Here is a 13,803-nt window from a genome sequence, read left to right as displayed (position 1 = left end):
TAAAACTGAAATTTTGCTATAAAAATTACGATTTAGAATCATAGTTTATCGATCCATTTCCCAACGCGAAAGATTCAAGCTGGCCAAACAAGTTGCGAGTTGATCTTCACGAAGTCCCTTGGCAAATACCTGTAGCGCTTGTGCTACAGCAAAGCTCGGAGTCTTTAGTTTTATACGCGCAGGTTTTGGTGTTCCATTGAAGTTAAGCAAAAAGCCCGCTTCTCCATTCGAAGTTTCCAAAGCGCCGTAATGCCATTGTGTTGGAGCATCGGCACCTTCGAAGAGCTTAAGCAACTCAACATAGTTTTTATCATACATACCATTGATGAAATCACCTAATGGAAGGTTATCAATTACCTGAGTGATAATGCGAAAACTTTGATGAATCTCTTCGTAACGGATGAGGTAGCGATCATAAATCGCCCCATGAATGCCAACTGGAATATCAAAATCGATATCCTGATAAAAATAAAACGGTTGCGATTTACGAAGGTCGAAGTTTAATCCGGCCGCACGCATAGTGGGACCAGTAACTCCCCATTGAAGCACCGATTGAGCGTTCACCGGATCACCATCGGTGTGAGAACGGAAATTGTTCTGACCAATGAGCGATTTATGAATGACAGGAAGATTCTTTGAAAGAATTTCTGCCACTGCCTGATACTCTACAATCCAGCCGTGAGGAAGATCTTCCTTCACTCCCCCGATACGAGCAATGCCAAGACCTTGTCTGTGACCACAAAACTTTTCAAAGAGCTCGTTGATCTTTTCTCGAGCATTGATGAAAAGAGTGAATTCACTCTGGCCGGCGTTTCGGCAAATTTCCGCGAGCACCGTAAGGTGATCAGCGATTCGAGCAAGCTCGAGCATCACAATACGAATGGCCTGAGCGCGTTCTGGAATTTTAATTCGGAACATCTCTTCAATGGTCTTTGCCCAAGCGATTGAATAATTCGGGGCCGCACTGATATTGATTTTATCTGCCAGCTGAAGCACTTGTAGAATGTCTTTGTTCTGTAAGAACAGTTCCAGACCCTGGTGATGAAATCCCACACGAAGACGAGTGTCTACGACTTTGACTGGATCAAAACAGACTGACCATTCAAAGTTACCCGCGCTCACTGGAGAGAAGATATCAAACTGTTTCCACTGATAACTTTCTTCCGGATAAGGAGCTTCCGATTTATTCGGATTCATGCGTAGTTTTGGAAATTCAAGGGGTCTTTCTTCCGGCCAGGTTTTCACTTCGCTCTTTTTACGAAGCGGGAAGTTTTTTTGACCTTCCGGCAAAAGAAGGGCCGGAGTCGGACGATCAAAAGTAAGACCCAGCATTTCTGCCTGTTCTCGTTCCATCCAGTCCGCCTGAAGATAATAGTTCTTCACCGAAGGGATGATTTCGCCTTCATTCACCAAAAGATGAAGATTGAGTCGTTGGTGAGTTCCCATGTTAAGGAAGTGATACACCAATTCAAAGCGATACTCTTTATCGATATTATTTTCCACCGCCGCGATTTCTGCGAGAGTGAGATAATTCAAATCTTCTTTAATCAGCTCGATCCAATCAATCAGCTCAGTTGGTCTCACTGTCAAATGATGTTGTCCCCAATCATCACGATAACGGCGACCGCCAACGTGAGAAAGGACCTGCTTAGTTTTTTCGAATTCTTTCCAATTAAACATGAGTCAACTTTTGGTGACAGGCCTCGAGTGCGCCCAAAACCTCTTCGGGTAAAACGCCCCATCCGGATAATTCCACATAACGAAGACCTTCGGCTGATACTAATTTAACCATCGGGTGATTTCGAAGTGAGGTCATTGATTCTCCCACCAGGAGTAAAACTTTATTTTGTTTTAGCTCTTCAATGAGAGGACTTAAAAGTGCGGCCGATTTAGGACTGATTACTCCGTCCCAAACCACAATGTCGGCCTCTTTAAAATCGGTGGTTGTGGCCCATTCAAATGACAGGGCCTTATGAAACTTATCACCCAAAACTGCCGGCCACTCAGTATTCATGAGAGGATTCGAGAGTTGGTAGACTTTATAAACTTTGGCTGTTTCTTTCATTAGTAAATAATCTTATCGTCGTAGGTATCTTTGTTATAGCGGACTTTCCACGAAACCTCTTCCGGAAAAACGCGAGTTTCTTTTCTGACTTCAATGTTCGGATCTTTTCCACAATCAAAGCGACGGGCCTTAACTCTCACCCAGGAATAAAGCTTCTGGTGGGTCCCAAAAGTATAATTATCGTACTCAAGAAATTTGTAGAATTCTTTCTCCCCTTTGATGCCGGAGAGGAAATTAGGCAGATATTCCATGGCGCGATCAATGTCAGCGTCCTTACATTCCCCAATTTCTGCTTTTAGATCGTAAACCAGCTCGCCCTGAGCGTTCAAAGTGTTGCGCTTCCAGGTCTTACTTCGACAATCATAGAAGTAGCCTTCACGGTGAAGACGGAAGTAAATCCCCATGTAACTCAGGAACCAAAACTTCTCACGATCTCGGTTGATATTTCCGTGATAAACAAACTTTTCGCAAGTCGAAATTTCGTTGTAATACTTTTTTGTGAAGACACCCAAACGAGCAGCAAAACCGATCGGGAGTTTTTTCTTCTTCATTTCTTCAATGAGTTTGACTTTGCTCTTCATTTCTTCTTTGGTCATCGCGCTCTTGTCTTCCGGACGCTCTTTTCCTACATCGTCCCACAAAGAATCATAGAGAGCGTAACAACCTTTCTGGATTTTTTTAAGCTCAACGTCAGTCAGGAAGATAGAGCGTTTCTTAAAGAAATCGAAGGCCTCATTGTATTCAATTAAATTTCCAATTCGAATTGATGGGTAGAGTTCATCACCAATGGAGTTAAGGCCATCAAGGTTTTCCAAGTGGGCCTTAGCACTCTCCCACTTAAATACCTGGGCGAAATCGGCGACTGTATTAATGGGAGCAAGGGATGTGTCTTCTTCATCAACTCCAATAAAAACCAGTCGTGAGAGCCAATTGCTCTTTCCGATGCAATTTCCTTCCGGACAAATTTGTTCGACGTAAGCACCGACGATTTTCGTTTTGAAATAGTTATAAGCGACTGCAGAAGCATAGTTACTGCGATTAGAGAAAACGATGATCTTTTGCGGTTCCCCTAATTGATCCAGAACTCTTGGAATATATCCAATGGCAAAAGGCGGACGATGAAGTGATCCCTCATGCTTGTGCCAAATGTCTTTTTGTTTACAGTAAGTGTGAGAGTAAAAGCGCTGACCGGAATTTAAATCATACTGATAAGCGTGTTCAGATCTTTGCGGAGTAGCGATGAGAACATTCACCGTGCGCTCACTCTGATTAAATTCAGGAGTGGTATCGAACATCATGTGGGACACTGGTTCTCCATTCTGTCCGACAAGTGAATGATTTGGATTTACGCTAAACCAATTATTGGAAAAAAACGACACCAGCTCGGTTGAACTTGGTTTAGGTTCTTTACGCCAAGAACATGCGCTCACTGTAATGAGCAGGAATGCAATTAGAATCAGGCTTTTCAATTGACATAATCTCAATAGCATAACATCATTACTCTACTTTTCAGCTCGCCCGGGTGGTGGAATGGTAGACACAAGGGATTTAAAATCCCTCGGTAGCAATACCGTACGAGTTCGAGTCTCGTCTTGGGCACCAATCATACAAACAGCTAAAATCATTACATTTCAAAGGGTGATCGACAAGAAAGAATCCCATTGGAAAGATTGTACCTTCTTCGATAAATCTTATTTAAAACCATACTGAATTCTATAGTTTAGCTTCCCCATTCTTTGATTTTATTAGGACAACCTTAAGATTTCATCCCTTTATTCCGATTAATTTAACACTAATCAGTTCAAGGGAGCGTTTGTGATCAGAATCATATTCTTCATTTTAATTTTGATCACAACTAGCGGCTGCTTAAAAGACATCAAAATCACCACTGGTGGCTCCTCTGGCGGAAGCGGTTCAACCCCTACTCCTGCTCCCAATCCAAGTTCTAATAGACCGCACACGCCATTCATTTCTAAATGGCAGACCCTTGCTCCCAATGAAACTATCACGCTGCCTCTGCGAGCAGGTTTCAACTACAACTTTGAAGTAGATTGGGGTGATGGAAGTCCGGTGAGTGAAGTTACTTCTGATACTGATTTAGATAAAACTCACTCTTACTCAGCTGCGGGTGTCTACACCGTGACCATAACAGGAACTGCAGAGGCCTGGTATTTCGCTTACTCAGCTGACATGTCTAAAATCATCGAAGTCGTAGATTTTGGACATCTTGGTTGGAAAAATCTCGAAATGGCCTTTGCTGGTTGTGATCAACTGACTTCATTTGCAGGTGGGGATACGACTGATGTGACTAACATGAGTGGCATGTTTATGGATAACTGGAGTTTGAGTTCTCCTGATCTTTCTAGCTTCAAAACCTCTAATGTAACCGATATGAGTTATATGTTTGGCTGGGCGGGCATCACTACCCTGGATGTTTCAAGCTTTGACACTTCTAAGGTAACGAACATGGAATTCATGTTCGGAGAACTTACTGACATAACTTCACTCGATGTTTCAAACTTTAATACTGCGGCCGTGACAAATATGAGTTCAATGTTTGAAGGCATGAGACAATTAGCATCAATTGATGTTTCAAACTTCAACACTGCGGCCGTGACTAATATGAGTAATTTGTTTCGTAGCTGCGAAGAATTCACAGCACTAGACCTTTCAAACTTTAATACTGCAGCAGTGACTGACATGAGTGGAATGTTCTATCGGTTATGGCGAATGCCTTCGTTAGATTTATCCAACTTCAATACTGCGGCCGTTACTAATATGAGTAATATGTTCTACGGAACTAATAGCTTAACGACTCTTAATCTTTCAAGCTTTAATACAGCAGCAGTGACTGATATGAGCGGAATGTTTGATACTAACGGCGCGCCAACTCTTAATCTTTCAAACTTTAATACGAGTTCAGTAACCAAAATGGGAAGAATGTTTCACTCTTCTCAAACGACGACATTAAATCTTTCCAGTTTTAACACTTCGTCGGTTACAGACATGCAAGAAATGTTTAAAAGCATGCTTTATATAACAACTGTCAATCTATCAAATTTTAATACTTCTGCCGTGACTAATATGAGCTATATGTTTAGTGGAATGAATGCACTGTCCTCACTTGATCTTTCAAGCTTCAACACTTCATCTGTGACTGATATGTCTTATATGTTCTATCAGGCCCTGAATTTAGTTTCGCTCGATCTTTCGAACTTCAATACGTCTTCAGTCACCGACATGACTCGCATGTTTGGAACTACTATGGACTTAACATCATTGAACGCCACGAACTGGAACATCACAAGTGTTTCAGCGAGTGCTAACATCTGGACTGGGGGAAATGTTGGTCTGGTAGTTACTTGTAACCAAGGTGGATCACCAGGTACAGGAAGTTTATTCGGGAAAACTTGTAACTAACTATCGGGACATTCTTCGCTGACCACAATCGGGGCATCATCAATTTTGATGCTCCAGACATCCCGCGAATCACTCATTTCCCTCTGATTTCTCTAGTCCGTTTTAATATCTTTAAGATTGTCTCCTTATTCACCCGATAGAGATTTAAGAGGTTTTAATCAGGAGCTGTTGTGCTTAGGTTTCTTTTATTCATTTCTATCCTGTTAACAACCACTGGTTGTAATAACCACATTAAAGCGTCCTTTGATAATTTCACAAATAACGGCCCAGTATCAGTGGGTGCGCCAAGCATCGCCAACATTTCAGATAAGATTGTCTATGAAGGTAGATCCATCACGATCGATGTGAATGACAACAGTACCAACGGCGATGTGGACGGAGATGGAAACCCCATCACTTATACTTGCTTCTACGACATGACTGTTGATGCGGCCGTGGCAAACACCAATGACTGTACATTAATTCCCGGTCTTTCGTTCAATACTTCAACCGGTGTTTTAACTTGGACCCCTAATGGAAGTCAGAGCGGAAACTACGAAATTAAAATCACGGCGACTGCTGAGAGCACTACCGACGAAGAAATTTTTAAACTTGAAGTAAAACCTCCTCTACCATTCACTTCCAGATGGGAAACAACAGGTCCCAACGAAACCATCACTCTCCCACTGAGAGCTGGTTATAATTACAACATGGTAGTTGATTGGGGTGATGGAACACCGACTAGCACAATCACTTCTGATGCTGATCCGGACAAAACTCACAACTATGTTAATGCCGGCATTTATACGGTGGTCATCACTGGACTCGCCGAGGCCTGGTTCTTTGACTATGACAGTAGTAGCAGCAACATTATCGAGGTCGTGGAACTCGGGGGCCTGGGATGGAAAAATCTTGAAAACGCGTTCGCTGGCTGCGACAACCTCGTTTCTTTTGCAGGTGGTGATACTTCTGAAGTGACCAACATGAGCTCTATGTTTTCATTCAATACCAATCTTACCCATGTAGATCTTTCATCCTTTGATACCGCGGCCGTGACAGATATGTCCGAAATGTTCTCCGAAACTCATCAGCTTACTTCTCTTGATGTTTCAAACTTTAATACGGCAGCAGTAACGGACATGGATTATATGTTTAACTATAATGCTGCCACGTCCTTAGACCTTTCAAACTTTAATACCTCTGCTGTAACCTCCATGCACGGAATGTTCTGGGGCTCTAGTGTCTCGAGCTTAGATCTTTCAAGCTTCAACACTTCTAATGTCACAAGTATGAATTCCATGTTCCGACTTACAAGCAATCTAGCGACACTTAATCTCTCAAGTTTCAACACCTCATCAGTCACCGACATGATCAGTATGTTTCAAAGTGCCACGAGTTTGACGACTCTCAACTTATCACACTTTAATACGAGCAATATAGAATGGATGGATGGCATGTTTGTAGGAACGACCAATCTCACATCAATCAATGCAACCAACTGGGACGTATCGGCAGTGACTTCCTACACATTTATCTGGAACGCAAGCAATCCGGGCCTTCAGGTTATTTGTGACCAAGGTGGATCACCGGGCACGGGTGATTTATTCAGTAAACCATGTAATTAAAATTGAAATTCGAGTCCAAGCGCATAGCTATCATCAGTGGCGAAGCCTTTCTTAAAGACCCTGGCATTTTTAACCACGGCCTTGATCTCATCTGAGAGTTCCTCAAAAAAGCTCAGGCCTTGAATCTCGATGGCCTCATTTAACTTGGCATTACTAAGAGTTTCCTTGGTGACGATGATACAAATTCCACTCTTCGAAATATTGTAGATGGGACAAAACACTGCAATTTTCCCGGCACCGTTCTTGTCGCGAAAGCGCACAGACACAGTTCTCTTATCATCATCAGAAAAATAAATTCTTGGATGAGAGCGAAGTTCTTTCAGCTTCACAGATTGAGGAAAACTAAAGGCCACCACAGCACTTTTAATTTCCATATAGGGAGATGGTCTTGTTTTAAACACTAGACCCTGGGCCTCGAAAAGAAAGTAAGTATCCAGATCTTTTTTGAAGTTCTTCATCTGAGCAGGGTCTAGATCCACCATGAAGATACCTTCATAAGTATCAATTGATGAAAACTTCCCTTCACATAAGAACGTTCTTTGTTCTGACTTTGGATCTTTCTGCCAAACAGAGACAGTGGCAAAAGCTTCAAATTTCTTCTGTACAAGTTTGATAATTTCGTCACGATTTGTAGCTGTAGCGTATTGTTGCATGAAGGAGATTATAAAGACCTTCGGGTTCAACTCAACATTTAATGATGTTCAATAACTTAGCTATTCCAGGCCTTCCAAAAACTATTGGCTATCTTTATTAAGCCTGTTTTAACACTCTCCTTTTGAGCCCATTTTTCGAGGAAAACCCAACTTTTCTTATCAAGTGGAATAATGCTTTCGCCGATAACCCTTCGAAACTTTGTTTTTAGACCAGATTACTCAGAAAAGACTTTAAAATGGTTTCAAACAAACCAGAAGGTTCAAATGGCACGTAAGTTAAAAAACTTTTGGGTTCTACCTTTTACAGCGATGCTCGCAACGGCTCCGGCCTATGCAGGTAACGGTAATGATGTTTGGGAAAGCATCATTAAAAAACTCTTAGGTAACAAATCCAAGACACTTAAACTAAGTGCAGGCCGTGAAACAGTTCCCTCACTTAAGTTTTCACCTAAGGTCGTTAGCTTCAAAGGTATTTTAGAAGTTCCTTCTTATATCTATCTAACGAGTGGATATGGGAAAGTGAGTGCAACTTCCGGTCAGATTGTTTTCGATAACAATATGATTTGTAACTACTCTCCTCGCGGAAATAGCGTCCTCGTTAACAAAGTCTATTATCTACAAAGTTGTTCTGATGGATCTCGGTCAAAGGACGACGTCTACGTGAACAGCAAAGTAGAACTTCGTCTTAATAATGCTTCAAGTGATCGCGCAACTCTTCAAGCTGAATTGAAAGTTGTTCGCGCTGATGAAGTTGCTTACGGTCTTGTCTTCCCTTATATCCAGGCCACCGAGGGACAAGTTTTAATGTTCAATGGTGAAGCTTGGGTTCCAGCAGACATTGCTGATTTAGATCTTCCAAGCGGTGGTGCTGGTGAACAAGGTCCAATGGGTCCTCAAGGTGAAGCGGGCCCGATGGGTCCAGCAGGTCCTGCTGGTGCGAAGGGTGATAAAGGTGACAAGGGAGACAAAGGCGATAAAGGTGAAAAAGGTGATGCTGGTGTAGCGGGTGCGATTGGCCCTCAAGGTCCTGCTGGTGTTGCAGGAGCAATTGGTCCGCAAGGTCCTGCTGGAGCTCCGGGTGCAGTTGGTCCGCAAGGTCCCAAAGGTGATACTGGTCCACAAGGTCCTGCCGGTCCCCAAGGTACTCAAGGTCTAACCGGTGCAGTTGGTCCTGTTGGTCCAAAAGGTGATGCTGGCGCAGCTGGGCCACAAGGTCCTGCAGGTCCAGTTGGTGCTGTTGGTCCGCAAGGGCCAATGGGTCCCGCAGGTGCTGATGGAGCTCCGGGTGCAGCAGGTGCTGCTGGTCCACAAGGTCCAAAAGGTGATCAAGGTGTAGCTGGTGCTCAAGGCCCTAAAGGTGATACCGGTGCAACTGGTGCCCAAGGTCCGCAAGGTCCAATGGGTCTTCCTGGTCTACCGGGTGCTCAAGGTCCACAAGGTCTTCAAGGTGAAGCAGGCCCACAAGGTCCTGCTGGTCCGGCCGGTGCTAAAGGTGAGAAAGGTGACAAAGGTGAAGCAGGCATGAGCCAAATCGCTTACCTTCGTGACGAAAAACCATCTGGTACTCATGGTGGTTCATATGCCTCAGCTCAAGGTTGGGTAACAAGAACTCTCAATACTCTTGGCGGTGATAACCAATTCATCTCACTTAGTAATAACCGTTTCGTGCTTCAACCAGGAACATACTTCATTGAAGCTTCAGTTCCAGGTTATGCAATTTCTCAGCACCAAGCGAAGTTGAAAGTGATTGAAACAAACTCTGACGTTTTATACGGAAGTACTGTGGTGTCGCACCCTACTTCACCATCGGTTTCAAGTTCGGTGATTACAGGTGAAATCATTGTGACTCAGGCAAGTACTTTTGAGATTCAACACCGTTGTGCCAGCGATAAAACGAACTTTGCCTTCGGTATTGCGGCCAGCTTTGGATCTCCGGAAGTTTATACCCAGATCAAAATTATCAAGAAACAATAACCGTTTGCACGCCTCATAAGAGCAAGTTACCATGCTCTTATGAGGCTTTTTTTATTTGTCCTGGCCCTATCATCCCAAGCATTGCTTGCAGCCCCGCCTGACTGTGTTTCAACAGATGTTGATGATCCATCCTCTATTCCTGCATGTACTCATCTCGTAATAGATACGCCCATTGATCTCCGTGGATTAAGTGGTCCTGCCTTAGAAATTGATGTTAACGGTGATGTAGAAATCAACGCAGACATTATCCTTGATGGACTTGCCGGCGGTAATATTGCCGTTGCAACTTCTTCAGGAGGAGTTGGAGGTCCGGGAGCGGAAAATGGTGGTGGTACTACAATCGGCTTCCCAGACAATGGCGGAGACGGAGCAAATGGAAATGGATTAACTCCTGTGAGTGATGATCCCCTATGCGGTAACGGTGGCGGCGGTGGTGGACTCTATGAACAAGGTCAAAGTGGTTCAACTTGTGCAGCGGCAACGACTGCAACAGGTGTTGGAGGGAATGCATTTGCTTTTCCAGGAACGATCCGTGGTGGATTTGGTGGTGGTGCCGGTGCCTTCAGTACCCCCTTTGAAGTAGGCGCTGGCGGCGGCGGAGGCGGCGGTCTCTACATTCATGCGACAGGAACCATCACAATTAAAAAAGGTGTACGAATTTCTGCTCGTGGTGGAAATGGTGGTAATGCTACTAATAAAGGTGGCCCAGGCGGTGGAGGTTCAGGTGGAATTATCTGGATTCACTCTGACACAAATATTGTGAATAAAGGCATCTTTGACGTTACTGGTGGCAATGGCGGAACAAGTCCCCAACCCCGAACTTCAACTAGCCAAAATGGTAACGGTGCAGGGGGAATTTTTAGAATTCAAATCGGCGTCGCTGACATTAATGATGGAACAGGTATTGGTAACTTTACTTCAAGTGGAAGAAAACTCTCCTCTGATATCAGCTGCGGCACAATCGGTGTGGCAAAAGAAAATAAGAACGAAACTTTTCAGATGCTTTCAGGTTTTGTGATGGCGCTTATGATGGGTGCTTTGATTAAAACTCTTTTCCGAGCCCCAAAGAAACTTTTAGTGAAGTCTGCTCGCCAGAGCTAATTGAGTAACTTCTCGAAGCATATCCTACCCCACCTAAGACATAATAATTCTTCATGTGACGTAGGAAATCAGCGCCAACTTCCAGTTGAGTGATCTCTCCAGTGAGATAAAAGAGTTTAGATTGCATTTCCCATTTTTCTGAGAAACTTACAAAATCCCGAATAGAAACTCCATAAGAAAGTCCTGAAACTGATTTTGCTTTTACTCCATCGTCCTGTATTTCATAGGCCTGTCCACTACTCTGGCCAAGAGCAAGGCCAATGCCGAAGCGGTGATTGCGGGAAAGATTCCAGGTATACACGTAATCAAAAAGAAGGCGTTGAAAGAGGTAGCTCTCGCCCTCAAAAACTTTACCGGTCTGTCTGAGAACTTCTCCGGACAAAACTCCTCTCTCAAAAAATTTCGAACCACTGAGAGTGACACCCATAAGGGCATTACCATCAATTTTTCCGTCTTCTCCGTTCTGAGAAAATTTGTAGCTATCCATTGAAGGATTCCAGGCAAGACTTAAACGCGTCTTCCACTTCTTAGTCCATTCCACTGGAGTTGTGACTGGAGAAGCTTTCATTTCAGGAATATTCTCTTCTTCACGAACAATGAAGCGACCAGTGTTACTCATGATTTCTTTTTTCTTTTTATTGAACGCAGTTACGCGCCAATAAAAAAGCTGAGGAGACAAATTATAATCCGAAAGATTTATTTCAGACTTTTTGGTCTCTTTCTTAACGAGAAGTTTTTCAAATTTATTATCTCGAGAAACTTCAACCCGGTAATGATCATTCTCTTCAGAGTCACGCCACCTGAGGATCAAATCCTCAGGTTTCACTTCCTGAGCACGAATCGGTGAAACAAGTTTTGGTTGAACAGGATCAGCAACAAGCTCACCGGTAATGGTGAGGACAGCCGGATCACTGAATAAACTTTGTCGTTCCCAAAAATCTACAATAGCGTACTGCCAGTAGTAAGTTCCCGGAGTGGCCGCTTTCCAGATAAAGGTCTTGTCTGTTGATTTAGCTTCATACACAAGCTCAGAAAGCGACTCATCTTTATAGATTCTGATGATAAAGCTCTTAGCTTCTTCCTTAGTTGGAAGTTCAATTTTTGCCATCCCTTTTAGTTCATCTGCATGGGCAGACGGGATAATGAGGTCCCAAAAACTAAAAGAAGATGTGGTTGGGAGTTCTTCCAGAGGAACTTCAAGATCTGGTAGTTTCTCAGGTTTCGTAGGAGCAGGTACTGGCTCGATGATCACGCGTTTCGGTTCACTCACGTTGAGAGTTCCGTCGGCCAGAATCTCACGACTTCTCCAGTAGTAAGCACCGACTTCGGGAATTGAAATTTTCGCAGTGTCTTGATTCGCCTCAATACGTTTAACAATTTGTTTGAATTGAGCGTCCTTCGCGAGTTCAAACACGCTGGTGCTCCCCTCTGCCGTTTTCCACGAGAAGGTCACAGATTGATCTGGTTTTTTAAGTTGAATGCGTTGAATGCCTTCAGTGTTTTTTACCTGAGAAAGATCTTCCAGAACAAAAGTCTTCCATTCACTCCAATCACTCGCCCTTAAATGATTATCCATTGAGCGAAGACGCCATTTATAAATACCACCTGAGTTGGCGACCCATTCAAAATTATTTTCTGCGATGTTTTTGGTAAAGGTCTTACCAGAGGGATCCAAAATTTCTAATTCAACCGGAAGAGAAGATTTCCATGAAAGATCGATTTTTTCGTTCGGCTTATCATAGGTCTGAAACTCAACTTCATGAGGAGCGAGATCTGTAGGAACTGCCGGCAGAGGAATAAGATTAACCTGAACTTTCTGCCAATCACTCCACAGGGCTTCCGGGCGTTTATCGCTATCAATTTTAACTCTCCACTCTAAGGCTCCAGAGTGACTAGCTCTGATGAGAGCACTGCCTGAAGAAACTTTTTGAGACTTAACTTCTTCACCCATTTTCCATTGAAGTTCAAAGTTAAGACGCTCGTCGTTTTTCCACTGAAGAAGAACCGAGTTATCGAGGACACTTACCTCTTCACCATTAAGCGGTCGAAGAAGCTTTGGTTGTGTTTCTTGAATGATTCTGAACGGAGTAATGAGGGAAAGTCCTTTCTCACTTTCCACGCGGAAGTAATAAAGTCCCGGCGAGAGTTCACCTTGAATTCCACTGAGGCCCGAGAACTCCTGAGCATTTTTTAAAGTCTGGCTTTTAGAAACTAAGACCTTCGCTTCTTCCTGAGGTTCCCAGTTAAAGCGCACCGAAGTTGGATTAAGAACTGAGTATTGAACTTCTCCCTGCCCGGGTGCGGTAGTCCTAAAATAAATCGCTTTCTTTGAGACCCTTTCACCATCGATGCTTAGGGCGGTTTCAGTGTTGAGGTTGGTATTCATCCCCGCACCTTCAACTTTGACTTCACCCTTTAACACACCAATCTCCCCTTTTTCATCCTGGAGATTGATTTGAATGTCGGCGTCCTTACCACTCACGAGATAATTCTCACCATTCATCTGAACGATAATCGGTTGATCCTCATCGATCTTCGCACGGATAAATCCCTTCTCTAAATCCATCGACTGCTCTTTTCCGGCAGTTTTTAGTTTTACGAGAGAATTTTCACCAATGGCAAGTGAACTCCCTTGGGTGAACTCGACTTCAGCACTGGAATTATTGTCGGTGTAGATTAATTGATTCTCGGTAAGTTCATTTCCAGAATTAGCATCTCGCCAATCAAGAGAAAGTGCGCGCTTGGTCTTAACGACCGACATCGTAGACGTAAGTCTTCCCAAAGCAAGGCCTTCCTCGCTCTCAGACTTCTGAAAGAATAATTGATAAGAACTGATCAGTATCAACATCGCCCCTAGGGCAACGAGAATCTGGTCAATACGTCGGGACATCATGTTAATAGTGTAACAGACCGCAACTAGGTAAAAAGGGTAGGCTTAAATTACCCTCAACCTTAGTTATAATGGAGATACCATAAAAAAGGATTT

9 protein-coding genes and 1 tRNA gene are annotated in these 13,803 nt (G+C 43.5%); 5 read left to right on the top strand and 5 right to left on the bottom strand.

From position 1 onward, the window contains the following. Positions 1-45: 45 nt before the first annotated feature. Genes SOO65_RS05485 through SOO65_RS05475 form a run of 3 tightly spaced genes read right to left on the bottom strand, consistent with a single transcriptional unit; the run spans position 46 to position 3,363 of the window. The gene (locus SOO65_RS05485; protein ID WP_321398151.1) at positions 46-1,680 is read right to left on the bottom strand and encodes an NADH-quinone oxidoreductase subunit D-related protein; all 1,635 of its coding nucleotides are present in this window, start codon (positions 1,678-1,680) and stop codon (positions 46-48) included. Further along, positions 1,673-2,065 carry a hypothetical protein gene (locus SOO65_RS05480; RefSeq protein ID WP_321398149.1) on the bottom strand — a complete coding sequence of 131 codons (393 nt, stop codon included), beginning with the start codon at positions 2,063-2,065 and terminating at the stop codon, positions 1,673-1,675. Before SOO65_RS05480 ends, SOO65_RS05485 begins: the two co-directional genes overlap by 8 nt. Then, positions 2,065-3,363 carry a hypothetical protein gene (locus SOO65_RS05475; protein WP_321398147.1) on the bottom strand — a complete coding sequence of 433 codons (1,299 nt, stop codon included), beginning with the start codon at positions 3,361-3,363 and terminating at the stop codon, positions 2,065-2,067. Before SOO65_RS05475 ends, SOO65_RS05480 begins: the two co-directional genes overlap by 1 nt. A 218-nt stretch (positions 3,364-3,581) precedes the next feature. On the opposite strand from SOO65_RS05475, the gene SOO65_RS05470 reads away from it, so the two are divergent. From SOO65_RS05470 to SOO65_RS05460, 3 genes are all read left to right on the top strand, one after another. Further along, a tRNA-Leu gene (locus SOO65_RS05470) sits at positions 3,582-3,667 on the top strand. Positions 3,668-3,880: 213 nt separating this feature from the next. Then, entirely contained in the window at positions 3,881-5,485 is a 1,605-nt protein-coding gene (locus tag SOO65_RS05465) for a BspA family leucine-rich repeat surface protein (RefSeq protein WP_321398145.1), read from the top strand. A gap of 170 nt (positions 5,486-5,655) precedes the next feature. Beyond that, positions 5,656-7,089: a BspA family leucine-rich repeat surface protein gene (locus SOO65_RS05460; protein WP_321398143.1), complete on the top strand. Its 1,434-nt coding sequence runs from the start codon at positions 5,656-5,658 to the stop codon at positions 7,087-7,089. Here SOO65_RS05460 and SOO65_RS05455 read toward each other — a convergent pair. Continuing rightward, complete coding sequence (locus tag SOO65_RS05455; RefSeq protein ID WP_321398141.1) at positions 7,086-7,742, bottom strand: PilZ domain-containing protein; 657 nt, start codon at positions 7,740-7,742, stop codon at positions 7,086-7,088. The two genes, SOO65_RS05460 and SOO65_RS05455, sit on opposite strands and share 4 nt — an antisense overlap. A 264-nt stretch (positions 7,743-8,006) precedes the next feature. Here SOO65_RS05455 and SOO65_RS05450 point away from each other — a divergent pair, with 264 nt between their 5' ends. Both SOO65_RS05450 and SOO65_RS05445 read left to right on the top strand, forming a co-directional pair. Next, positions 8,007-9,716, top strand: a complete 1,710-nt coding sequence (locus tag SOO65_RS05450; protein ID WP_321398139.1) for a collagen-like domain-containing protein — start codon at positions 8,007-8,009, stop codon at positions 9,714-9,716. 39 nt (positions 9,717-9,755) lie between these two features. Next, entirely contained in the window at positions 9,756-10,817 is a 1,062-nt protein-coding gene (locus SOO65_RS05445) for a hypothetical protein (RefSeq protein ID WP_321398137.1), read from the top strand. Here SOO65_RS05445 and SOO65_RS05440 read toward each other — a convergent pair. After that, a complete protein-coding gene (locus tag SOO65_RS05440) occupies positions 10,759-13,710 on the bottom strand; it encodes a FecR domain-containing protein (protein WP_321398135.1) in 2,952 nt (983 codons plus the stop codon). The two genes, SOO65_RS05445 and SOO65_RS05440, sit on opposite strands and share 59 nt — an antisense overlap. Positions 13,711-13,803: the final 93 nt, after the last annotated feature.

This window comes from Peredibacter starrii, assembly GCF_034259205.1.
Lineage (GTDB): Bacteria > Bdellovibrionota > Bacteriovoracia > Bacteriovoracales > Bacteriovoracaceae > Peredibacter > Peredibacter starrii.
Note: the sequence above shows the minus strand (reverse complement) of the source record. Positions and strands in the feature narration are given on the sequence as shown.

What these genes read in the sequence shown, in the direction of transcription:
- SOO65_RS05485 (WP_321398151.1), bottom strand. Translation starts at nt 1,680, where the DNA reads ATGTTTAATTGGAAAGAATTCGAAAAAACTAAGCAGGTCCTTTCTCAC.
- SOO65_RS05475 (WP_321398147.1), bottom strand. Translation starts at nt 3,363, where the DNA reads ATGATGTTCGATACCACTCCTGAATTTAATCAGAGTGAGCGCACGGTG.
- SOO65_RS05480 (WP_321398149.1), bottom strand. Translation starts at nt 2,065, where the DNA reads ATGAAAGAAACAGCCAAAGTTTATAAAGTCTACCAACTCTCGAATCCT.
- SOO65_RS05455 (WP_321398141.1), bottom strand. Translation starts at nt 7,742, where the DNA reads ATGCAACAATACGCTACAGCTACAAATCGTGACGAAATTATCAAACTT.
- SOO65_RS05450 (WP_321398139.1), top strand. Translation starts at nt 8,007, where the DNA reads ATGGCACGTAAGTTAAAAAACTTTTGGGTTCTACCTTTTACAGCGATG.
- SOO65_RS05445 (WP_321398137.1), top strand. Translation starts at nt 9,756, where the DNA reads ATGAGGCTTTTTTTATTTGTCCTGGCCCTATCATCCCAAGCATTGCTT.
- SOO65_RS05440 (WP_321398135.1), bottom strand. Translation starts at nt 13,710, where the DNA reads ATGATGTCCCGACGTATTGACCAGATTCTCGTTGCCCTAGGGGCGATG.